This is a genomic window from Rhizobium sp. X9 (genome assembly GCF_018873185.1).
GTDB lineage: Bacteria > Pseudomonadota > Alphaproteobacteria > Rhizobiales > Rhizobiaceae > Agrobacterium > Agrobacterium oryzihabitans.
Map to the genome: position 1 here is coordinate 1,337,269 of NZ_CP071311.1, position 20,677 is coordinate 1,357,945.

Sequence of the window (20,677 nt, forward strand, 5' to 3'; positions counted from 1 at the left end):
GGAAATACGGAAAGCCGGATGTGTGCGTCTGCGCCAATCCGGCGAGCATGGTGCGTGGCGCTGCCCTCCTAGAGTGAGAGGGCGGCGCTTCGCTTCGTGACGGATTGAGATCCGAGAGAGAGCCTCACGGAGTCCGTCATGGAGCAAAGACCATGGCCAAGGCCGCTTCCCGCAAGAAGAACCCCGTCGTCGCGATGATCGAGTTTTCCCGCTCGCGCGACATTCCGTTCAACCGCATCCGGCTGTCGGACAGCAATGTCCGCGAGATCGACGTCGAAAACGGTCTCGACGAGCTGACCCATGACATCGACCGGCGCGAAGACCTCGTGATGGGTCTCAATGTCCGTGCCATCCTCGACGATGCCGGCGTCGAGACCGGCGATTTCGAGACCCCGGCGGGCGGCCGGCGTTACCGCGCCATCGCCCGCCTTGTCGCGGCGGGCCGCTTCCCGGCCGATGGGCTGGTCCCCTGCTTGGTCAAGAAAGCCAACGCCAAGACCTCGGCCGTCGACGATTCCTACGCGGAGAACGTCGTCCGTCTCGCCCTGCATCCGCTCGACCAGTTCAAGGCGTTCAAGCGCATGGTCGACGGCGGCATGTCGAAGGAGGAAGTCGCCGACGCCTATCGCACCACGCCGCGCTACATTGGCCAGCGGCTCCGCCTCGCCCGCGTCGCGCAGTCCCTGCTGGACGCTTATGCGCGCAGCGAGATGACGCTGGCGATGCTGGAGGCGTTCACCGTCAACCCGGATCATGCCCGTCAGGAACAGGTCTGGGAGGCGATCCAGCGTTCGCACAATCGCCAGCCCTGGTACATTCGCGACCTCCTCACCGAAACGACCGTGCCGACTGACGACAAGCGCGCGCAGTTCGTCGGCGTCGAAGCCTATGAGCAGGCCGGCGGCGTGATGCTGCGCGACCTGTTCTCCGACGAGGACGAGGGCTGGCTGGAAAACCCCGCGCTGCTGGACCGGCTGGTCTCGGACAAGCTGAAGGTCATCGCCGATGAAGTCGCGGCGGAGGGCTGGAAGTGGATCGAGATCGATACCGATCTGCCTTACGGCCATGATCGCGGTCTTCGCGTCCTCAACGCCACCTTCCCCGATCTGAGCGAGGAGGATCGCGCCATTCGGGAGGCACTGCGCGAGGAATACGAGCGGCTCGAGGCGGAACACGCCGATTACGACGAGCTGCCCGATGACATCGACGCGCGCCTCGGCGAGATCGAGGCCGCGTTGAGCGTCTTCGAGAAGCGCCCGGCCATCTATGACGCTGCCGAGATCGCCCGCGCGGGCGTCTTCATCAGCATCGATCGCGCCGGCCAGCTTGTCGTCGCTCGCGGCTACGTCCGTCCCGAGGACGAGGCGCCCGTCACTGGCGATGGCGAGGACGCAGCCGGCGATGGCGAGACGGATGCCGAAAGCGGCGCGGTCGCGGCCCAGGCCAGCGTCCAGCGCGCCGTCATCACCATCGGCGGCGAGCCGGTCGATACGGAGGACGACGAGGATGACGCGATCAAGCCGCTCCCCGAACGGCTCGTGATCGAACTCACCGCCCATCGCACGCTCGCGCTCCACGACGCGCTCGCCAATAACCCGCATGTCGCGATGACCGCGCTCCTGCACCGCCTGGTCATGCAGCGTTATCACTACGCAGCGCCGACCGGCTGCATGGAGATCAGCGTGCGACAGCCGCATCTTGGCGTGCAGGGCAGCGATCTCAGCGACACGCCCTCGGCCAAGGCCATCGACGAACGCTTCGACGCCTGGAAGGCCGATGTTCCTTCCGACGAAGGCGCGGCCTGGGACTGGATCGCCGCGCTCGACGAGGCGAGCCGGATGGCGCTGCTGGCCCATTGCGTCAGCTACGGCGTCAACGCCCTCTACGAGCGGCCGAACCCCCACAGCGGTTCCGGCGTTTCGCAGTTCGGCCTTGATCGCCGCCTGTCCGGTGCAGACCGGATCGCCCGCGCCACCGGCTTCGACATGGTAGCGGATGGCGGCTGGAGGCCCACGGTCGACAACTATCTCGGCCGCGTCACCAAGCCCCGCATCCTCGAAGCCGTCCGCGAAGGTGCGGGCGAACGCGCCGCCCAACTCATCGCGCATCTGAAGAAGGGCGACATGGCGAAGGAAGCCGAACGCCTGCTGGCCGAAACCGGCTGGCTGCCCGAGCCGCTGCGCCTGGTCGAACTCGACGGTGACGCCGCGGACGATGGCGATGCCGGCGACGGCGAGGCCCTGCCGGACTTCCTGGCAGGCGATGGCGACGAGGACGAAGCCACCGAGGCCGAAGACGAGCACGTCGCTCTCGTCGCAGCCGAATGACTGAAACGGCGGGGAGCGGCCGAGGTCGCTTCCCGCCGCCTTTGTCGCATCCCCTTCAATCCGCCCGGCCTCGCGCCGGGCTTTTCATTTCAGGAGATCCTCATGGCTATCCCCGAACATGCCCGCACGAACTTCAACACCCTGTTGCGCGCGGCCGGCGACGGCAATCTTGCCCTCATGGAGTGCCTGGACGCCACTTCCGGCGAACTGCGCTACGTCCTCTGTGCGGTCGGCCGCGACGGAGGCGACATCATCATGACGCCGTTCGGGCACCTGGCGGACGGCAACCCCTATGACGCCTATCTGCCGCCCGATCCCGATAATCCGGCCGGCTTCCTCACGGCCGCACAATGCCAGGGCACGGCATGATGACCGTCGATGAGATATTCGCCGAGGACCGCCGCAATCCCCCCGCTGAACGCTCGCTTCCCTGGGAGGAAAACCGCGACGGCCTTGTCGTCGTCGTGGTGCCGAAACCGCATTGGGCTTCCGATATGGTCGCGTTCCGGCTGACCGATCGCGCCTGGTGCTACTATGCCGACTGGTGCGCGAACGGTCCCGGCGCGCGGTTCTTCGGCCATCCCGACACGCGCGGCGACGACGTGATGATGAGATCGCGGGCCATGATCGCCCGCGAACTCGCGGAGGGCCTCTGGGTGCCATGAGAGGCAGAGGGCCTTGGAGCCGGGACAGGTCCGGGCGGTGAAGAGAGAGCCGGTCGGACTTTTCCCGTTTCGCTCTCTGGAGACGCCTCCCATGTCCAATGATACGCTCGTGAAACCCTCCGCCACCCTCGTTCCCGAGGATCGGCGCGAGATGTTCCTGCCGACCCTGTTCGGCCTGCCGCTCCTGATCGTGGCCGAGAATGCGGTCTATTCCCTGATGGACCGCCTCAGCCCGCAGGACTATGGCGGCGGCTTCTGGAACTTCTATGAGATCGACGGGCAGCCGTTGTTCCTCGCACCAACCTCGAAGCCGCGTTTCCGCATCGAAAGCGAAATCACGGAATATCGCGGCGAGGTTTCGGCCGAGGCGGCAGGCATCATCGCCACGCTTTTCGCCTTCTCGCATCTGTCGTTCCGGTTCGAGTCCGACTTTCTCGCGCAAGGCTATGAGCGGCTTTACGGCTATCTCGACGGCCACCCCGAGGCGTCGGCGATATTCCAGGCCATCGATTGACCGGTCCATGCGCCCCATCATCCGGTGGGGCGCATTTTTCGTGCTGGCCACGGCCGTCATCCGAAGAGAGAGAGGCAGAGGCCGGTCGGCCTGTCCGTGACGGGTTACGAGGTGGAGGAGAGGCTTCCGCCGCCCGTCGCGGAGTTGATCCGATGACCATTGCCCGCCAATCCCGCGTCGCCCCGATCGGCGCCATTCTCGCCCGGCATGTCCTGCCGACCCTGCAACGCGCACAGAAACTCCCGTTGCGGATCTCCTGCATCGGCACCGCCTATTATGAGGGGATGGATGACGCCGATGGTTTCGACCAGATCGTCGCCATCGGCGAATGCCCGTCCCCCGAAGACGCCATGTCGCTCGCCAGCCGCCGCGTCGCGGCCGGCGACATCCGCGTCGGCACCGACGAGATGCTGCGCTTGCGCCCGCGCATCATCGTCATTCAGGACAGCGACCAGGGCCTTGTCATTGCAGGAATGATCCGGGCCGGGATCGTCCTCTGGCAGCAGCCCGTCGCATCCGACGCCGAGGCCCGCCGTGTCGTGACCGAGGCCAGCAAGCTGCGCGGCGCGGCCTTCACCGCGTCCGGTCGCGGCGAGCACGCCTCGGCCCGCGAACATCGCTACCGCGCCAGCCAGCTTGAAGCGCGGTTGGTCGATGCGCTCTGGCGCGAGACGGCGGCCGAGCTTCTGCGAATGCCGCTGGCCGCCTGACTTCCAACCACGCTTTTCCATCCATTCGACCCGGCCCTGCGCCGGGTTTTCCATTTCAGGAGCCTGACATGGCCAACTACCTTACGCATTTCTCGTGCCTGCTTAACGTCGGCACACCCGAAAACGCCGCTCGCGCGCTCGAACTCTACAACAAGCTCTCCGAGGAAGGAGCGTCCGAGGAGCCTCCCTCCGAGGGCTTTCTTCTCTCGATCGAACCCCAATATGGGGGGACCGAGCTTTGGATGCGCCATGACGAGACCGGCGATCCCGCGCGCATGATCCAGTTCGTCACGATCTGCGCGACCGAGTTCGGTCTGACAGGTCGTTGGGGCTTCCAATACGCCAACCTCTGCTCGCGGCCCCGCCTCGACGGCTTTGGCGGCGGCGCTCATGTCATCGACCTCGCCACCGGCGAGACGGTCGCCTGGATCTATACCGATGGCTGGCTCGACAAGGTGCTGCGCGGAGGCGATCCCGATGCCTGAGATCATCGAAACCACCGTCTATCAGCTCGGCGAGCTTTCCGACGCCGCCAAGGACATCGCGCGCGCCTGGTATCGTGAAGGCGGCTTCGACTACGAGTGGTATGATTCCGTCTTCGAGGATTTCCAGCGCATCGCGAAAATCCTCGGTATCTGCCTGAAAACCCGGTCCGTCCGCCTCATGGGCGGCGGCACCCGGCAGGAGCCGCAGATCGCGTTCACCGGCTTCTGGTCGCAGGGCAATGGCGCCAGCTATCAGGCGTTTTATGCCTTTCGCAAAAACGCCACCCGCGAAATTCGCGAGTACGCGCCGAAAGACACCCGCCTTCACGCCATCGCCGATGACCTGCTGGCGATCCAGCGCCGCAATTTCTATCAGCTCCGCGCCGATGTCAGTCATCGAGGCCGCTATTCCCATGAATATTGCATGGCGATCTCGGTCGAGCGGGACAGCCCCACGTATCAGGACATGACGGCCGATGCAGAAGACGCCGTGATCGAGGCGCTGCGTGATCTCGCCCGTTGGCTCTACCGGCAGCTCGAACGCGAATACGAATACCTCAGTTCGGACGAGGCCGTGGACGAGACGATCACCGCCAACCAATACACCTTCACCGAAACCGGACGCCGTTTCGGCTGACCTCGACAAGCGCCCCGCCACACGGCCGGGCGCTTGTTTCATGTCGGCTATCGCCACGGCTGTAGAGGCAGAGAGTGGCCGGGACGGGTTTGAGCCCGTCCGGTCCGAGAGAGAGCGCCGGCGGGCTTGCCCGTTTCCGCTCTCCCGAGGACTTCCCAATGAACACTTTGCTTCCCCTCGCCGATACGCTGCCGGCGACGCCGCTCGCTGCGCCCGGCGATTCTGCCGCCGCCGTCCGCGCGGCTGCCCTGCTCATCCTGCCGCATCTCGAACGCGGTGCGCGTGTCGATGCCGTTGCCCTGCGCGGCGCGATGGAGGCGGCCTTCGGCGGTTCCGACGCCACCGGCCTCTGGGACTGGAAAACCGCCTATGAGGTGTGCGAGGTCGCCACCGTCCTGTTCCTGCGCAAATACGGAAAGGCGCTTTTCCGCAAAGCCGGCTCGAAGGTCGCAGCACTCCCGCTGCTCGGCAAGATCGTCGGGCTTCTGCCGACCCATACCCGCCGCTCGCAGGAGAGCCAGGCGCTCCAACAATTCTCGACACCGATCCCGCTTGGCCTGGTCGCCACGACTGCCGCCGCGATCACGACCGCCGACCGCGTGCTGGAGCCATCGGCCGGGACCGGACTTCTGGCGATCCTCGCCGAGATCGCCGGCGGCTCGCTCGTGCTGAACGAACTGGCCGACACGCGCGCCGCGCTCCTTTCCTCTCTCTTTCCGGCCATTGCCGTCACCCGCTTCGACGCGGCCCAGATCGACGATCATCTCGACGCCGCCACCGTTCCGTCTGTCGTGCTCATGAACCCGCCGTTCTCGGCCATGGTCCATGTCGAGGGCCGCGTGGCCGACGCCGCGTTCCGCCATGTCGCCTCCGCGCTCGCGCGCCTGGCGCCCGGCGGCCGCCTCGTTGCGATCACCGGCTCGAACTTCGGCCCGGAGGCTCCGGCCTGGACCGACGCCTTCGCCCGTCTGCAGGAGCGCGGCCGCGTCGTCTTCTCCGCCGGGATCGACGGCAGCGTTTACGCCAAGCATGGCACGACCTTCGCCACGCGGCTCACCGTCATCGACAAGCTGCCCGCCGATGATCCCACGGTCTTCCCGGTCTCGCCGGGCACCGCGCCGGATGCCGCGACCCTTATGGACTGGATCGGCGCACATCTACCGCCGCGCCTGCCGGTCGATCCCTCCGTCATCGTTCCAGCCGCGGCACCCGCCGCCGCGCGCAGCGTGCGCGGCTATCTCAACCGTGCCGCCAGGATCGCGCCCGCCGCTGTCGCGACTGAGCCGGAAGGCGTCGCGCTCGCCTATGAGATCGTCGACACGCTGCCCGAAGCCGGAACCACCGACGATGGCCGTATCTCCGACGCCATCTATGAAGAGTACGGATTGCAGGCGATCCGTATTTCCGGTTCTCAGGCCCATCCGACCAAGCTGGTGCAGTCGGCGGCGATGGCGTCCGTCGCGCCGCCGAAGCCGAGCTATCGCCCGCATCTCCCCGCCAACATCCGCGATCTCCTGTCCGACGCCCAGCTCGAAACGCTGGTCTATGCGGGCGAAGCCCATTCGGACTATCTCGCCGGTTCGTGGACGGTGGACGAGACGTTCGATCTCGTCTCGGCCGCGCGCGACGATGCCGAGAAGGCCGTGCGCTTCCGGCGCGGCTTCTTCATCGGCGACGGCACCGGCGTCGGCAAGGGCCGCCAGTCCGCCGCGATCATCCTCGACAACTGGCTTCAGGGCCGGCGCAAGGCGGTCTGGATCTCCAAATCCGACAAGCTGCTGGAGGACGCCCAACGCGACTGGAGCGCGCTCGGCATGGAGCGCCTGCTTGTCACGCCACTGTCACGCTTCCCGCAAGGGCGGCCGATCACGCTGCCCGAAGGCGTCCTATTTACAACCTACGCCACGCTACGGGGCGACGACCGCGGCGAGCGGGTTTCCAGGGTCAAGCAGATCGTCGAATGGTTGGGCTCCGATTTCGATGGAGCCATCATTTTCGACGAGGCGCACGCGATGCAGAATGCCGCCGGAGGCAAGGGTGAACGCGGCGACGTCGCCGCCTCGCAGCAGGGCCGCGCCGGGCTTCGCCTCCAGCACGCGCTCCCGAACGCCCGCATCACCTATGTCTCGGCGACCGGCGCCACCTCCGTCCACAATCTCGCCTATGCCCAGCGGCTCGGTCTCTGGGGCGGCGAGGATTTCCCGTTCTCGACCAGGGCCGAGTTTGTCGAGGCGATCGAAGCCGGCGGCGTCGCGGCGATGGAGGTTCTGGCTCGCGACCTTCGGGCGCTTGGCCTCTACACCGCCCGCTCGCTTTCCTTCGACGGCGTGGAATATGAGCTGGTCGAGCACGCGCTTAGCCCTGAGCAGACCCGCATCTACGACGCCTATGCCGGGGCCTTCGCCATCATCCATAACAATCTCGACGCGGCGATGGAGGCCGCCAACATCACCGGATCGTCCGGCACGCTGAACAAGCAGGCGAAGTCCGCCGCCCGCTCGGCCTTCGAGTCCGCCAAGCAGCGTTTCTTCGGCCATCTGCTCACCAGCATGAAAACGCCGACCCTGATCCGGTCGATCACCGCCGATCTGGAAGCCGGTCATTCCGCCGTGATCCAGATCGTCTCGACCGGCGAGGCGCTGACGGAGCGGCGTCTGGCCGACATCCCGACAGAAGAATGGAACGATATTCGGGCGGACATCACGCCGCGCGAATATGTCCTGTCCTACCTCGAAACCAGCTTCCCGGTTCAGCTCTACGAGCCGTTCACCGACAGCGACGGCAAGGTCTCGTCGCGTCCGGTCATGCGTGACGGCCAGCCCGTCGAAAGCCGGGAGGCTGTCGCCCGCCGCACCGCGCTGATCGAGAAGCTGGCGAGCCTGCCGGCCGTCCCCGGCGCGCTCGACCAGATCGTTCAGCACTTCGGCACCGACATGGTGGCCGAGGTGACGGGCCGCTCGCGCCGGATCGTCCGCAAGGGCCAGCGGCTCGTGGTGGAGAACCGCGCCGCGTCCGCCAATCTCGCCGAGACGCAGGCGTTCATGGACGACAACAAGCGCGTCCTGATCTTCTCCGACGCCGGCGGCACGGGACGCAGCTACCACGCCGAGCTGTCGGCGCGGAACACGCGCCTGCGCGTCCATTACCTCCTCGAACCCGGCTGGAAGGCCGACGCCGCCATCCAGGGCCTCGGCCGCACGCACCGCACCAATCAGGCGCAGCCGCCGCTCTTCCGCCCGATCGCGACGGACGTGAAGGCCGAGAAGCGCTTCCTGTCGACCATCGCTCGCCGCCTCGACACGCTCGGCGCCATCACGCGGGGCCAGCGCCAGACGGGCGGGCAAGGTCTGTTCCGCCCCGAAGACAATCTGGAAAGCCCCTATGCGCGCGATGCGCTGCGCCAGCTCTACATGCTGCTGGTGCGCGGCAAGGTCGAAGGCTGCTCGCTCGACCGTTTCGAGTCCGCCACCGGCCTGAAGCTTATGGATTCGACCGGCATCAAGGACGAGCTGCCGCCGATCACCACCTTCCTCAATCGGCTACTGGCGCTGACCATCGAGCTTCAGGGCGTCCTCTTCACCGCCTTCGAACAATTGCTGACGGCGCGCATCGAGGGGGCCATCGCCAGCGGCACCTATGACGCCGGGTTGGAGACGCTGACCGCCGAGCGGTTCATCGTCACCGACCGCAAGACCATCTATGTCCATCCCGGCACCGGCGCGGAAACCCGACTGCTGACCATCACGCAGCGCGAGCGCAATCGTCCGCTGACGCTGGACGCAGCACTCGGCCATCTCGATGACCGGCGCGCGAAGCTCCTCGTCAACGAGCGTTCCGGCCGGGCCGCCGTGCAGGTGCCGACCACCAGCATCATGCTCGACGATGGCGAGATCGAGCGCCGCGTTCGCCTGTTGCGCCCGATGGAGGGGCATAACATTCCCCTCAAGACCATGGCCGAAACGCACTGGATCGAGGCCGATCAAGATGCGTTCGCCGCCGCCTGGAACGCCGAGATCGCCGAGGTGCCGGAGTTTGCCGACAGCACGATCCATGTCGTCACCGGCTTGCTGCTCCCCATCTGGAAACGCCTGCCGAATGAATCGACGCGCGTGTATCGCCTCCAGACCGATGACGGTGAACGCATCATCGGCCGCAAGGTCTCTCCGGCCTGGGCCGCCAACGCGACCACGACCGGCACGACCGCGCTCAAGCCCGATGACGCCTTCATGGCGCTGATGGACGGTCGCACGATCCTCGATCTCGCCGAGGGCCTTCAGCTTCGGCGCGCTCGCGTCATGGGCGCGAACCGCATCGAACTCTCCGGCTTCACCGACACCATGCGCGAGCGGCTCACCGCCTATGGCCTGTTCCACGAAATCATCTCGTGGAAGCTGCGCATGTTCGTGCCGGTCGACGCCAATGGGCCGATCGTGCTCGCAAAGCTGCTCGAACGCTGGCCTGTCGAGCGCATCGGTGAGCGGGAGGCGGCGTAAATGGCTCGCCTCGCAGCTTCCGAACTGGCGATCCGTCTCGGCCGACACGCCGAGGCGGTTTGCCGTCATTATCTGTCGTCCGGCCACCGAGCCGGACGATACTGGCAGGTCGGCGACGTCCGCAACACGCCGGGCCGGTCGATGTTCGTCCGGCTGACCGGGCCGGAAACCGGCAAGGGCGCAGCGGGCAAATGGACGGATTCCGCGACTGGCGAGCATGGCGATCTTCTCGACGTCATCCGCGAAAGCTGCGGGCTGATCGACTTCAAGGACGTCGCCGACGAGGCCCGGTCCTTCCTCGCCTTGCCGCATCCTGAACCCGAACCGGGGAAGCGTGACTGGCGACCGGCATCGGCGCCGGCGGGATCGCCCGAAGCCTCGCGGCGGCTCCTTGCCATGGCGAAGCCCATCGGACGGACGCTCGTGGAAACGTATTTGCGCAATCGCGCCATTACGGCTTTGCACGAAACCGGAGCCCTGCGCTTCCACCCCCGCTGCTACTATCGGGCCGACGAGAACGCGCCGACCGAGACCTGGCCGGCGATGATCGCTGCCGTCACCGACCCCGCCGGCACCATTACGGGCGCGCACCGCACCTGGCTCGATCCCGGCGGCTTCACCGAGGCGCGTCTTGGCCGTGCGCCGATCGAGACGCCCCGGCGCGCGATGGGTGATCTCCTAGGAAACGCCGTCCGCTTCGGCATGGGCAGCGAGGTGATGACGGCCGGCGAAGGCATCGAAACGGTACTGTCCGTCCGCACGGTTCTGCCCGCTATGCCGTCTCTGGCGGCGCTCTCGGCGGCCCATCTCAGCGCCATCCTGTTCCCGACGACGCTGCGGCGGCTCTATATCGCCCGCGACAACGATCCGGCCGGCGATGGTGCGATGGCGACCCTGACGGAGCGTGCGAGCGCAGTCGGGATCGAGGCGGTCGTGCTCACGCCACGGCTCGGTGACTTCAACGAAGATCTCAGGCTCCTCGGCCACGACTCATTGGCGGCACGGCTGCGGGACCAGATCGTCTCGCAGGACATAGCACGCTTCATGGTGCTGGCGGCCTGATCGGTCACGGTCAGGTGCAGCGGCAACGCGGTATCGCGGGGCCGGTTCAGCCATGGCGATCTGCCTCCGGCGCGGAGAGGCCACACCCACGGCCTTCTGAGAGGGCGATCGGGGCGTCAGGCGGGCCGGACAGGCAATGCCGGTTGCCAACGATTTTCCGCCGCGCCGCACCCACCCCACGCGACAAGTCGCGCGGGGACCCCGGCTGGGGCGCTTTGCATCGCGAAGCAAAATCGCCGGCCCCCGTCATCCTCCTCTGCGTTCCGGCCTCCCGCTGCGCGTCCGGTGCAGGTCCGTCCCGCCCGCCGCCTTTCGTCGCCACGAAGGCCGCGATGGGCGCGGCCACGAGCCGAAGGCAGACCACCATGACCGAACACCACGACACCGACTACGAGCCGCACCACGAATCTTCCCCGACCGATCACGTCCTTCAGGAACTGGCGCTCTACGGCTACCGTCCCTTCGAGGACGAACCCGACCCGCGACCGCTCCCCGAGGGCAATGTCGTGGCCGGCAGCATCGCCGACATCTTCGACGCCCTCGTGGTGGCGCTCTCGGACACCCGCCTGGAACCCGACCTCGAAGAACTGCTCTGGGGCACGGTCAACCTCTTCCAGCGCGCGGGCGACCGGATCGCGCGCGAGCTGGACGACAACGAAGTCGCGCAGCGCCGCCTTCAACGGGAACAGGACGGCTCCGAGGTGAAGTCCGTCGAACTGGAGCGCCTGACGGCAGAGGGTCAGACCCTTCTCGAACGGCGCGACGCCTTCGAGCTGATGCGCGACCAGGCCGCCGAACACTTCGAGCGCCACACCCACTCCGTCTGGCGGCCGCGCACGGGTTCCATGGTCAACCATCGCAACCTGACCGCCGCGATGATCGACAGCCGCGACTTCCTCGCCGCGAAGAAGCAGGCCGAGAACGAGGTGCTCCTTCCGCCCGGCCCGAAAGTGGCCTTCACCGGCGGGCTCGACTACAACGACCACCGCCTGATCTGGGCCAAGCTCGATCAGGTTCACGCCAAACACCCCGACATGGTGCTGCTGCACGGTGGAAGCCCGAAGGGCGCCGAACTCATCGCCTCGAAATGGGCCAGCAACCGCAAGGTTACGCAAATCCCCTTCAAGCCCGACTGGACGAAGCACGCCAAGGCAGCGCCGTTCAAGCGCAACGATGCGATGCTCGACACCATGCCGATCGGGGTCATTCACTTCCCCGGAACCGGGATTCAGGACAATCTCGCGGACAAGGCCCGCAAGCTCGGCATCCCGGTCATGAAGTTCGACGGCGGCGCGTAAGCGCCGCCGAAAGGCGGCTGCAACAGCCGCCAATACTTGACGACACGGCAATGAGAAGGCTTTTATGATGTTTCCTTGCAGAACCGGCGAAGCAGCATAGTCGCAGGCGGAGCGTATCTCCGGGCAGCCTGTCGTGATCCTCAACCATTCAAGTGGAGGTTTCCATGACGCTGATCCTTCTTGCCATCTCGCTCACCATCACCTTCTGCGTGATCGCCTGGCATCTCGCCATCTACGCGCTGCCTGTGATGACGGGCATCACCGCGTTCCAATATGTCTATGCGACAGGCTCGGGCTTCTGGTTTTCCGCCCTTGCGGCCATCGGTGCGGCCATAGGCTCCGTCGTGCTGGTGATCGCCGTGCTTGGCTTTGCGAAAAACCCCGCCTTGCGTCTGATCGCGCTCGCCATCTTCGCCATTCCGGCCGTGATCGCCGGTTTCGCGCTGGTTCATGGCGTGACCAAGCACATGATCGACTCGGCCATCGCCATCAATATCCTCGGCGGGATCGGCGGTTTGGTCATCGGCATAGCGGCGGTGCTGAACCTCAATGCGGTCGGAACGGCTGCGCTTTCGCGTTGATCGTGCTGTTCCGATGATCCTCGCGGCATGGGCCGGGAAGGATGGGTGTCGCCCTTCGGGCCGCTCATTCGGCTGCGCCGGAACCACGCTTGATGAGCGCGTTTCCGCCATTCGGCTTCAATCGCTGACACGGGGTGGTGGCGATCCATCGCTCCCATGACCATCCCGACAGCGTTCGCGCCAAGCCTCCCGCCATCCGATCAGGGCGGAGTCTCATCGGGTTGCTGAATGCGCCATCGCCGTGTCGGTCGCACCGTCCGGCCCGCTGCGTCGGCATCGGGCGAGATCTGCGAGCGCGCCGGTCGACGCGGTGCTGATCGGTCCGTGGGTTGCGCGACGAGCTGCGCCGCGAACACCTTCATGCCCTTTTCGCAAGGCTCTGAATCGAGCCTCGTGCCGTCAAAACGATGATCCGGCAATTGGTGCGGACAACCCGGCAGGCGTCTCGTTCTCGCGGAAATCCTCGTTTGCCTCCGAAGCCGGGGCGCGGATCGGCAGGCGACAGGGCGTGGCCGGGGCGCCTCCGGGGTGGTGCGTCTGGCCCTGTCTCATCTGCGGCCAGCAAGGATGCTGTTCTGGCCCGGTCTCCATCGGGCTTACGGAAGCACCAATCCCTCCGACTGACTGATCCCCTAAGTCCGTTCTGTTTCCTTCCGGCAACCCCCGCGGTTTCCGGCCGTGTTGCCGCGCAAGCGCGGCTGCCCGCCCCACCCGGACCTTGGGGGTCAAGCCGCCGCTGAAGGCGGCGATGCAGGAGTCTCCAGACGGCCTTGGCCGGGTCTCGTCGGAGGGAATGGTTCCTCCGAGAAGCAACGGAGACCTACAATGCAGAACATCGTCATCCTCGCTGGCAACATCGGCCAGGACCCGGAAACCCGCGCCACCCAGGGCGGCACCCGCATCACCCACTTCACCCTCGCAACCTCGCGCCCTCGCTACTCGGAAGGCAAGGTGGTCCGCGACGACAGGGGCTACCGGGTGCAGGACACCGAATGGCACCGGATCACCGCCTTCAACAGCCTCGGCAAGACGATCGAGGAGCATTGCGAAAAGGGCATGAAGGTTCTGGTTCGCGGACGCATCCACTACACCAAATGGACCGACCAGCAGGGCAACGACCGCTACGGCTGCGAGATCATCGCCGAAACCGTCGATTTCCTGAACCGGGCGAAGCAGACCGAAAACGACGACGGCAAGTTCATCGACGACGATGACATCCCGTTCTGATCGGACGGCCGGAGACCCGGCGGCGAAAGCCGCCGGGATTTCTAATGTTCGCGCCGGATCGACGCCGCCCCAAAGCTGCGGCCCCTTGGATGCTGCGCGCCGCTTCACGCAAAGGGATCAAACAGACCGGCGCACGCAAGGCGCATATTCGGCGGCGGGCATCACGCGGACCATAGACAACTGCGGACGATCGCGACTGTCAGGGAGCGAGCCAGGGCAGCGCCGGCAAGGGCAATGCAGGGCCAACCGGCTCCGGCAAGCGGAAACCACCCCGTTCTTGTGGCTTAACCTTGGTTCCGGTCCCGGCCTTCCAGGGTCAACCCTCATGGGGTCCGCTACGCAAGCGTGCGGTCGCTTCGTCTTCGCCTGCGCGATGACCCCGGCCGAACCCAAAACACTTCGGGCGCCCGTCGAGCGGGGAATGGTCCCCGCCGAAATCGGGAGCCGGACAATGACCCTCGCAACTGCCAACGCCTACGCCGCCAGTCTCGCCTCCACCCTGATGGTCGCCATCGTCATCTTCCGCGCCGGCGACGGCACCATGAGCGTGATGCCCGCCACCGAATATGACGGCGACGATGACACCATCGTCTCCGAGATCGATCCCTTCGCGTAAAAGGGGCGGATCATCCGCCCCTCCATTTCTTGGACGCCGCCCGCCCAACGCGGTCGTCGGCCTGCTGCGGGCCGAGACCGCCTTTCAGGCGCCCCGATCCCGCGCAGCCGCGCGAATCACTGCACCGGAACCACGTCGCCGCAGATTTCATGCAGCGTCTTTAGACTGGCAAAATAGAGCAAGGACGACTAAAATAGCCGTAGTTCTGGAATGCGCGTAGGTCCGAATGGGAGGTGATCATGCATGATCACCGCCCGACAATCACGGGCCGCACGCGCGTTGCTGGGTTGGACACAGGAGACGCTCGCTGACAAGGCCCGCATATCGCTGACCGCGCTTAAACGCCTCGAATCCGAAAGCGGACTCGATGTGTACGAGACAACGCGCGATCAGGTGCGCAGGGCTTTGGAAGCTGCCGGCATCGTCCTCTTGTCCACCGTTCAGGGGCAAGGAGTGTTGCTGGTCGATGATCGCGGAAATAAGCCCAATCCATCCACCGCAGCGCGCTGATCGGCGGGCAAAGCTCGCCCAAGCTTGCCGTCGCTCCATTTTGGACAAAACATGGTTAAGATGCAGCCGCCGCATAGTAATCGAGCCTGCATCATGATCGAGACATTCGCAGATACCGCGCCGGCAGGGCAGGAACTCACCGCCTATGACAAGGCGCACGTCAAACTCTACGCGCGCTTGCTGGACGCGGATGCCGATGGCGCCGATTGGACAGAGGCGGTGCAGATCTTGTTCGGACTCGATCCCGTCAACGAACCCGAACGCTGTCGACGCATCCACGATAGCCATCTCGCTCGCGCCCGTTGGATGACGCACACCGGCTATCGGCACCTTCTGCGACTGTCCCAGGGCTGATCCGCCGCTGGTCGCGTGATGCTCCTTCGGCATCACGCAATGTCCTCTCCCGGCCTTCCGCCACCTATGATGAAACAGGAAAACTCGGCGTTCGACTTGCGCGTAACCTGCGAGGAGTTGACGCTATGAGGCCAGATACAAGAGACTGGCGGAACGACAGCCGTTACGACTATTTCGACAGGCTGCAGGTCGAGGGACTCGCCTGGGAATGTCTTCGCCGATACGTTCCCTATCAGGAACTCTACAGCGGTCTTGTGAACGCTGCCACTGAGGCCGCACCGCTTCCAAAAGACGCAGAACAGCTCTGGGGGCTTCGATTTCGCTGCCAGGCCGGGCCTGTCCGCACTCGCTCAGGAAATACGTTGGTCGCCGTCCAGCGATACCGCTGTTCTCCTCTTGACGCGCCGCCCCGAATTTCTGCCTCCCGCCCCCGCTTCCTCCGCCGATCCGTTCGCCGCAGGGCGTGAAGCCCCCGAAGGCGCCTATGCGTCCTTCTCCGAGCACGACATCCAGGTTCTGTTCCTTTCCGGCACTGTTCACGACAACCAGCTCGCGGCGCTGGTTCCGCTCGATAACGACGTCTTCGACCGCATCGATGCCCTGACGCGAATGGCGCGCGTCTGGCGCGGCCGCCCGCCGCCACGCGATAAGCGCATGACCGCCGAACAACGCCGCCGCCTGCGCCTGAAACTCCGCGCCACCGATGGTCACATGAACGGCGCGAGCTATCGCGAGATCGCCGTCGCGATCTACGGCGAGGCGCGCGTCAACACCGAGCCCTGGAAGACATCGCCGCTGCGCGATGCCGTCATCGCCCTGGTCGAAGGCGGCTTGGCGCTCATCAACGGCGGCTATCTGCAACTGCTTCGCCAGCGCCGGCGCACATAGCCGCGCCGCGACAGGGGGTGGGGATTTTAGCCACCTCAAGTCCCCCATCCATCCCGCCGACGGTTCTTCGCCACCGTGGTCGCTGTCAGCCGCTGATCGCCAGCGGCCCCCAGCAAACCCACGGAGGCCCGCCCCATGCGACCCGAAACCACCGCGCTCCCGCCACGCTATCTGCGGACCAAGGAAGCCGCTGAATTTCTCAGCCTGTCCGCCCGCACCCTCGAAAAGCACCGGACCTATGGCACCGGCCCGGCCTACCGCAAACTCGGCGGGCGCGTCGTCTATGCCGTCGACGACCTCGAAACCTGGGCCGAGCGCGGCGCCGTCACCTCGACCTCCGATCCGCGCGGCTCCGTGCTGCCGGCGAAGCGCCAGCCGCCGACGACCGACCGGGTTGCCGGCCGGTTCGCACGCTGATCGTGGCCGGACCCTTTCATGGTGGTGCGGCGTCGTGACCTCTCGGAGCGTGGGCAGCTCGATCTGTTTCGCGCACTCCCCGGCGACTTCGCGCCACGAGATGCGCAGGATCTCATGGCCTATCCGTTCTTCTCCCTCTCCAAATCCCATCGCGTCGCCCCGATCGACTTCGCAGCCGGCGACATCACGATCCGCGTCGAGGCCGTTCCCGATCATGGCATGGCCACGATCTGGGACGCCGACATCCTGATCTGGGCCGCCAGCCAGATCGTCGAAGCCCGCGACAACGGGCTTCGCACGTCACGGCTGATGGCGACGACGCCCTATGAAATCCTCACCTATGTCGGACGCGGCACGTCGCTGCGCGATTACCAGCGCCTCAAGGCGGCGCTGGACCGGCTGCAATCGACCACGATCTCGACATCGATCCGCCAGCCGGCCGAGGGCCGCCGCCACCGCTTCTCGTGGATCAACGAATGGCAGGAGCGCACCGACCGCCATGGACGACCGGACGGCATCGAGCTGATCGTCCCCGACTGGTTCTACAAGGCCGTCCTCGACGACGCGCTCATCCTCACCATCGACCCGGCCTATTTCGATCTCACCGGCGGCCTCGACCGCTGGCTTTACCGCATCGTGCGCAAGCACGGCGGCCGCCAGCGCGACGGCTGGCGGTTCGACCTGCACCATCTCCATGTCAAATCCGGCAGTCTGTCGCCGTTCAAACGCTTCGCGTTCGAGCTGCGCGACATCGTGCGGCGCCAGCCGCTGCCCGGCTACGTCCTGTCGCTGGAGATGGAGATCGGCGGGCGCACGCTGCTCGCTTTCGAGCCGCTCGCCCCCTGTGGAAAACCTGTGGACGGGCTCGTGCTATCGGGAACCCGGACTATCGTGCCATCGGGAACCCGAGGCTCGTGCTATCAGGAACCGAAACCGGCCTTAACGTCTGGAAATCGCAGACGGATTCGCGCCCTTAACTTAGAGTCTAACCAAGAATCTAACTTTGAAGAGCGCGCGCGCGATGTGGAAAAGCTCATCCGCGGCGCCGCCAGAAGCCTCAGCGTAACCGCGAAAAAGAGCTTTCCGGCCGCACAGTCCGGCCCCCGAAGGGCCTCCGGCGACATCCGCTCGTCCGAGGCCGGCGATCCCGAAGCGCCCCGGCTTCCCCTCGATCCACCGGGGGGAAGCCGATGATCGTCGCGCTCCTCAATCAGAAAGGCGGGGTCGGGAAGACGACGCTCGCGCTCCATCTCGCCGGTGAACTCGCGGGACGCGGCCGGCGTGTCACGCTGATCGATGCGGACCCGCAGGGCTCGGCGCTCGACTGGTCGCAGCAGCGCAGCCGCGAGGGCCTGCCGCGCGCGTTCGGCGTCGTCGGCCTGGCGCGCGATACGCTCCACCGCGAAGCGCCCGAGCTGGCGCGCGACGTCGATCACATCGTCATCGACGGCCCGCCGCGTGTCGCCGGCCTCATGCGCTCGGCCTTGCTCGCCGCCGACCTCGTGCTGATCCCGGTGCAGCCGTCGCCGCTCGATGGCTGGGCCTCGGCCGAGATGCTGTCGCTCCTCACGGAAGCACGCATCTACCGGCCGCAGCTCGTCGCCCGTTTCGTTCTCAATCGCTGCGCCACGCGCACCGTCATCGCCCGCGAGACGGCCGAGACGCTGGCCGATCACGATCCGCCGGTGCTCGCCGCGACCATCGGCCAGCGCATCGTCTTCGCCGACGCCGCGCAGTCCGGGCGGCTCGCCTCGGAGATCGACAGCCGCTCGCCCGCCGCCCGCGAGATCGCCGCGCTCGCGTCCGAGATCGGCCAGCTCGACATCGGGAGGGACGGTTCATGATCGTCCTCACCGGCGACTGCCGCGACCTCATGCCGCCGCGCGGCCCGTTCGATATGATCCTTGCCGATCCGCCCTATGGCGACACCTCGCTCGCCTGGGACCGGCGCGTCGAGCGCTGGCTGGTGCTGGCGCGCGCCGCCCTCAAGCCCACCGGCTCGATCTGGGTGTTCGGCTCGCTGCGCAGCTTCATGGCGACCGCCGACCGCTTCACCGACGCGCGCTTGCGCATCGCGCAGGAGATCGTCTGGGAGAAGCAGAACGGCTCCAGCTTTCATGCCGATCGCTTCAAGCGGGTGCATGAGTTGGCCGTGCAATTTTACCCGGCCGAGACGGCCTGGCGCGACATATACAACGACGTCCAGACCACGCCCGATGCGACGGCGCGCACCGTCCGCCGCAAGCAGCGTCCTCCCCATAACGGCCAGATCGACGCCGGCCACTACGTCAGCCAAGACGGCGGGCCGCGCATCATGCGATCGGTCATCTACCTGCGCAATTGCCACGGCCGCGCGATCCATCCGACCGAAAAACCGTCGGTGCTGCTCGGCGACTGGTTCGCAGGCTCCGGCGCGGCGGGTGAAGCCTGCCGGCTGTCCGGCCGCCGCTATATCGGCTGCGAGATCGATCCCGTCATGGCCGAGCGCGCCCGTTCCCGGCTCGCCGCGCTGCTGCCCTTCGGCAGCGGAGGCGCGTCATGACGGCCCGCACCGAAAAGCGCGGTTTCGCCACGCGCCCGGCCGATCCCGAACAGTGGATCAAGACGGCCGAGAGCCCGCCACGCACCGCCGAGGCGAGTGCCTATACGGCGCGGCTCACCATCGACGTGACGCCGGAGCTGCGCGGCCGGATCAAGATCGCGGCCTTCGGGCGCGGCGTCACCGTCGCCGACATGCTGCGCGAGCTGCTGTCGCGCGAATTTCCCTCGACCCCAGGAGACCCCACATGAACGGCACCGCGGCCCCCCGCGTGCGCGGCGGCCCGATGCCGTCCGCGCTCATCCAGGATCGCATGACCCGCGTCGAACTGACGTGGATCGAGAAGAAGATCGAATACTGGATCAGGTTCGGCCAGGCGGCGAACGAACAGATCGTCGACCGCCGCCAGCGCATTCTCTCTTTCCGGCCCAATACCATCTTCGCCTTCGTCCGTTGGGCTTCCAACGACTTCGGCACGATCATCTCGCGCATCGACATCGTGCGCGCGGTCGAACCGGGCGAGGCCTACCAGACGCTGCCCTTCGTGCGGCCGGGCGGCGAAATCCTGCTCAAGATCGAGGGCTGGCCGAAGGTCGAGGACGTACTGCGCCACGTCGATGCGATCGAGGCGATCGGCATCGAGGCGGACGCCGTTTCGCCGGAACACTGGCGGCACGTCCACAACCGGATGGCCGCCGCTCAGCAGCCGCGCGCCTACACGCTCGAACAGCATCGCGCCTTCCTCCTGCGCAGGAAGGTTCAGCCATGACGCGCGCCGGCCTCATCACCGTCATGGCGCTCGCCACGCTCGGCATCGGCTATCCGGCGCTCACGCCGATGCCAATCAAGCTCATGTGGAACGCCTCGGCCAGCGCGCCCATCGGCCTCTATTCCATCGACTACGACGGGCCGTTCGACGTCACCGATCTTGTCGCGGTCGACGCGCCCGAACCGCTCGCCGCCTTTATGGCCGAGCGCGGCTATCTGCCCAAGGGCGTGCCGCTCATCAAGCGCGTGCTCGGCGTGTCCGGGCAGACCGTTTGCCGAACCGGCCGCGCGATCACCGTGGACGGGATCGCCATGGGCGCGGCGCTGGAGCGCGACCGGATCGGCCGGGAGCTGCCCGTCTGGCAGGGCTGCCGCCGCATCCAGACCGGCGAAGTCTTCCTCATGAACTGGCAGGTCCGCGACAGCCTCGACGGTCGCTACTTCGGCCTGACCCCCACCGACCAGATCATCGGCCACGCGGTCCCGCTGTGGACCGACGAAGACGGCAACGGCCGCTTCGAGTGGCGCGCGCCGACCCGCTGACGGGGCGCTGACGCCGCCTTTCCCCGACCAACCAGCTCACCAA

At 66.4% G+C, this 20,677-nt stretch carries 24 protein-coding genes; all 24 read left to right on the forward strand.

What is annotated here, in order from left to right; translation table 11 throughout:
- Positions 1-152: 152 nt before the first annotated feature.
- Positions 153-2,327 (forward strand): chromosome partitioning protein ParB, encoded by a 2,175-nt coding sequence (locus tag JZY08_RS06545; protein WP_111383223.1) that lies wholly within the window; start codon positions 153-155, stop codon positions 2,325-2,327.
- Positions 2,328-2,429: 102 nt separating this feature from the next.
- The gene (locus JZY08_RS06550; protein ID WP_080921885.1) at positions 2,430-2,696 is read left to right on the forward strand and encodes a DUF6117 family protein; all 267 of its coding nucleotides are present in this window, start codon (positions 2,430-2,432) and stop codon (positions 2,694-2,696) included.
- Entirely contained in the window at positions 2,693-2,992 is a 300-nt protein-coding gene (locus JZY08_RS06555) for a hypothetical protein (protein ID WP_080921886.1), read from the forward strand. The genes JZY08_RS06550 and JZY08_RS06555 overlap by 4 nt, the downstream gene beginning before the upstream one ends.
- Positions 2,993-3,083: 91 nt before the next feature.
- A complete protein-coding gene (locus JZY08_RS06560; protein ID WP_080921887.1) occupies positions 3,084-3,506 on the forward strand; it encodes an antirestriction protein in 423 nt (140 codons plus the stop codon).
- 152 nt (positions 3,507-3,658) lie between these two features.
- On the forward strand, positions 3,659-4,216 hold the full coding sequence (locus JZY08_RS06565) for a hypothetical protein (RefSeq protein ID WP_080921888.1): 558 nt from the start codon (positions 3,659-3,661) through the stop codon (positions 4,214-4,216).
- Positions 4,217-4,284: 68 nt separating this feature from the next.
- On the forward strand, positions 4,285-4,701 hold the full coding sequence (locus tag JZY08_RS06570) for a hypothetical protein (protein WP_080921889.1): 417 nt from the start codon (positions 4,285-4,287) through the stop codon (positions 4,699-4,701).
- The gene (locus JZY08_RS06575; RefSeq protein ID WP_080921890.1) at positions 4,694-5,338 is read left to right on the forward strand and encodes an antitoxin of toxin-antitoxin stability system; all 645 of its coding nucleotides are present in this window, start codon (positions 4,694-4,696) and stop codon (positions 5,336-5,338) included. Before JZY08_RS06570 ends, JZY08_RS06575 begins: the two co-directional genes overlap by 8 nt.
- Before the next feature lie 158 nt (positions 5,339-5,496).
- A complete protein-coding gene (locus tag JZY08_RS06580) occupies positions 5,497-9,831 on the forward strand; it encodes a strawberry notch-like NTP hydrolase domain-containing protein (protein WP_216331376.1) in 4,335 nt (1,444 codons plus the stop codon).
- Entirely contained in the window at positions 9,832-10,893 is a 1,062-nt protein-coding gene (locus JZY08_RS06585) for a toprim domain-containing protein (RefSeq protein WP_080921892.1), read from the forward strand.
- A 365-nt stretch (positions 10,894-11,258) separates the two neighbouring features.
- Complete coding sequence (locus tag JZY08_RS06590; protein WP_080921946.1) at positions 11,259-12,191, forward strand: DUF2493 domain-containing protein; 933 nt, start codon at positions 11,259-11,261, stop codon at positions 12,189-12,191.
- 164 nt (positions 12,192-12,355) lie between these two features.
- Entirely contained in the window at positions 12,356-12,772 is a 417-nt protein-coding gene (locus tag JZY08_RS06595) for a hypothetical protein (RefSeq protein ID WP_080921893.1), read from the forward strand.
- A gap of 825 nt (positions 12,773-13,597) precedes the next feature.
- Positions 13,598-13,999, forward strand: coding sequence for a single-stranded DNA-binding protein (locus tag JZY08_RS06600; RefSeq protein ID WP_080921894.1), 402 nt, complete (start codon positions 13,598-13,600; stop codon positions 13,997-13,999).
- A gap of 451 nt (positions 14,000-14,450) precedes the next feature.
- The gene (locus JZY08_RS06605; protein WP_170138923.1) at positions 14,451-14,615 is read left to right on the forward strand and encodes a hypothetical protein; all 165 of its coding nucleotides are present in this window, start codon (positions 14,451-14,453) and stop codon (positions 14,613-14,615) included.
- Positions 14,616-14,858: 243 nt separating this feature from the next.
- Positions 14,859-15,125, forward strand: coding sequence for a helix-turn-helix transcriptional regulator (locus JZY08_RS06610; protein WP_080921895.1), 267 nt, complete (start codon positions 14,859-14,861; stop codon positions 15,123-15,125).
- Positions 15,126-15,218: 93 nt separating this feature from the next.
- The gene (locus JZY08_RS06615) at positions 15,219-15,479 is read left to right on the forward strand and encodes a DUF2285 domain-containing protein (RefSeq protein WP_080921896.1); all 261 of its coding nucleotides are present in this window, start codon (positions 15,219-15,221) and stop codon (positions 15,477-15,479) included.
- Positions 15,480-15,604: 125 nt separating this feature from the next.
- Entirely contained in the window at positions 15,605-15,946 is a 342-nt protein-coding gene (locus tag JZY08_RS27540; RefSeq protein ID WP_245295391.1) for a DUF6499 domain-containing protein, read from the forward strand.
- Positions 15,876-16,367 (forward strand): DUF2285 domain-containing protein, encoded by a 492-nt coding sequence (locus JZY08_RS06620; RefSeq protein WP_245295392.1) that lies wholly within the window; start codon positions 15,876-15,878, stop codon positions 16,365-16,367. Before JZY08_RS27540 ends, JZY08_RS06620 begins: the two co-directional genes overlap by 71 nt.
- A 135-nt stretch (positions 16,368-16,502) precedes the next feature.
- Positions 16,503-16,784 carry a helix-turn-helix domain-containing protein gene (locus JZY08_RS06625; protein WP_080921898.1) on the forward strand — a complete coding sequence of 94 codons (282 nt, stop codon included), beginning with the start codon at positions 16,503-16,505 and terminating at the stop codon, positions 16,782-16,784.
- An 18-nt stretch (positions 16,785-16,802) separates the two neighbouring features.
- The gene (locus JZY08_RS06630; RefSeq protein WP_080921899.1) at positions 16,803-17,978 is read left to right on the forward strand and encodes a replication initiator protein A; all 1,176 of its coding nucleotides are present in this window, start codon (positions 16,803-16,805) and stop codon (positions 17,976-17,978) included.
- Positions 17,975-18,628: a ParA family partition ATPase gene (gene parA / locus JZY08_RS06635; protein WP_080921900.1), complete on the forward strand. Its 654-nt coding sequence runs from the start codon at positions 17,975-17,977 to the stop codon at positions 18,626-18,628. The genes JZY08_RS06630 and parA overlap by 4 nt, the downstream gene beginning before the upstream one ends.
- Positions 18,625-19,326 carry a site-specific DNA-methyltransferase gene (locus JZY08_RS06640; protein ID WP_080921901.1) on the forward strand — a complete coding sequence of 234 codons (702 nt, stop codon included), beginning with the start codon at positions 18,625-18,627 and terminating at the stop codon, positions 19,324-19,326. Before parA ends, JZY08_RS06640 begins: the two co-directional genes overlap by 4 nt.
- On the forward strand, positions 19,323-19,574 hold the full coding sequence (locus JZY08_RS06645; RefSeq protein WP_080921902.1) for a hypothetical protein: 252 nt from the start codon (positions 19,323-19,325) through the stop codon (positions 19,572-19,574). The genes JZY08_RS06640 and JZY08_RS06645 overlap by 4 nt, the downstream gene beginning before the upstream one ends.
- The gene (locus JZY08_RS06650) at positions 19,571-20,092 is read left to right on the forward strand and encodes a DUF2840 domain-containing protein (protein ID WP_080921903.1); all 522 of its coding nucleotides are present in this window, start codon (positions 19,571-19,573) and stop codon (positions 20,090-20,092) included. Before JZY08_RS06645 ends, JZY08_RS06650 begins: the two co-directional genes overlap by 4 nt.
- Entirely contained in the window at positions 20,089-20,634 is a 546-nt protein-coding gene (locus JZY08_RS06655) for a S26 family signal peptidase (protein WP_080921904.1), read from the forward strand. Before JZY08_RS06650 ends, JZY08_RS06655 begins: the two co-directional genes overlap by 4 nt.
- Positions 20,635-20,677 lie beyond the last annotated feature (43 nt).

Excerpts from the sequence above, each read along its gene's own strand:
- JZY08_RS27540 (WP_245295391.1), top strand. The coding sequence starts at position 15,605 with ATGAGGCCAGATACAAGAGACTGGCGGAACGACAGCCGTTACGACTAT.
- JZY08_RS06580 (WP_216331376.1), top strand. The coding sequence starts at position 5,497 with ATGAACACTTTGCTTCCCCTCGCCGATACGCTGCCGGCGACGCCGCTC.
- JZY08_RS06560 (WP_080921887.1), top strand. The coding sequence starts at position 3,084 with ATGTCCAATGATACGCTCGTGAAACCCTCCGCCACCCTCGTTCCCGAG.
- JZY08_RS06600 (WP_080921894.1), top strand. The coding sequence starts at position 13,598 with ATGCAGAACATCGTCATCCTCGCTGGCAACATCGGCCAGGACCCGGAA.
- JZY08_RS06610 (WP_080921895.1), top strand. The coding sequence starts at position 14,859 with ATGATCACCGCCCGACAATCACGGGCCGCACGCGCGTTGCTGGGTTGG.
- JZY08_RS06650 (WP_080921903.1), top strand. The coding sequence starts at position 19,571 with ATGAACGGCACCGCGGCCCCCCGCGTGCGCGGCGGCCCGATGCCGTCC.
- JZY08_RS06585 (WP_080921892.1), top strand. The coding sequence starts at position 9,832 with ATGGCTCGCCTCGCAGCTTCCGAACTGGCGATCCGTCTCGGCCGACAC.
- JZY08_RS06595 (WP_080921893.1), top strand. The coding sequence starts at position 12,356 with ATGACGCTGATCCTTCTTGCCATCTCGCTCACCATCACCTTCTGCGTG.
- JZY08_RS06615 (WP_080921896.1), top strand. The coding sequence starts at position 15,219 with ATGATCGAGACATTCGCAGATACCGCGCCGGCAGGGCAGGAACTCACC.
- JZY08_RS06550 (WP_080921885.1), top strand. The coding sequence starts at position 2,430 with ATGGCTATCCCCGAACATGCCCGCACGAACTTCAACACCCTGTTGCGC.
- JZY08_RS06590 (WP_080921946.1), top strand. The coding sequence starts at position 11,259 with ATGACCGAACACCACGACACCGACTACGAGCCGCACCACGAATCTTCC.
- JZY08_RS06575 (WP_080921890.1), top strand. The coding sequence starts at position 4,694 with ATGCCTGAGATCATCGAAACCACCGTCTATCAGCTCGGCGAGCTTTCC.
- JZY08_RS06630 (WP_080921899.1), top strand. The coding sequence starts at position 16,803 with ATGGTGGTGCGGCGTCGTGACCTCTCGGAGCGTGGGCAGCTCGATCTG.
- JZY08_RS06555 (WP_080921886.1), top strand. The coding sequence starts at position 2,693 with ATGATGACCGTCGATGAGATATTCGCCGAGGACCGCCGCAATCCCCCC.
- JZY08_RS06545 (WP_111383223.1), top strand. The coding sequence starts at position 153 with ATGGCCAAGGCCGCTTCCCGCAAGAAGAACCCCGTCGTCGCGATGATC.
- parA (WP_080921900.1), top strand. The coding sequence starts at position 17,975 with ATGATCGTCGCGCTCCTCAATCAGAAAGGCGGGGTCGGGAAGACGACG.
- JZY08_RS06565 (WP_080921888.1), top strand. The coding sequence starts at position 3,659 with ATGACCATTGCCCGCCAATCCCGCGTCGCCCCGATCGGCGCCATTCTC.
- JZY08_RS06605 (WP_170138923.1), top strand. The coding sequence starts at position 14,451 with ATGACCCTCGCAACTGCCAACGCCTACGCCGCCAGTCTCGCCTCCACC.
- JZY08_RS06570 (WP_080921889.1), top strand. The coding sequence starts at position 4,285 with ATGGCCAACTACCTTACGCATTTCTCGTGCCTGCTTAACGTCGGCACA.
- JZY08_RS06645 (WP_080921902.1), top strand. The coding sequence starts at position 19,323 with ATGACGGCCCGCACCGAAAAGCGCGGTTTCGCCACGCGCCCGGCCGAT.
- JZY08_RS06640 (WP_080921901.1), top strand. The coding sequence starts at position 18,625 with ATGATCGTCCTCACCGGCGACTGCCGCGACCTCATGCCGCCGCGCGGC.
- JZY08_RS06625 (WP_080921898.1), top strand. The coding sequence starts at position 16,503 with ATGCGACCCGAAACCACCGCGCTCCCGCCACGCTATCTGCGGACCAAG.
- JZY08_RS06655 (WP_080921904.1), top strand. The coding sequence starts at position 20,089 with ATGACGCGCGCCGGCCTCATCACCGTCATGGCGCTCGCCACGCTCGGC.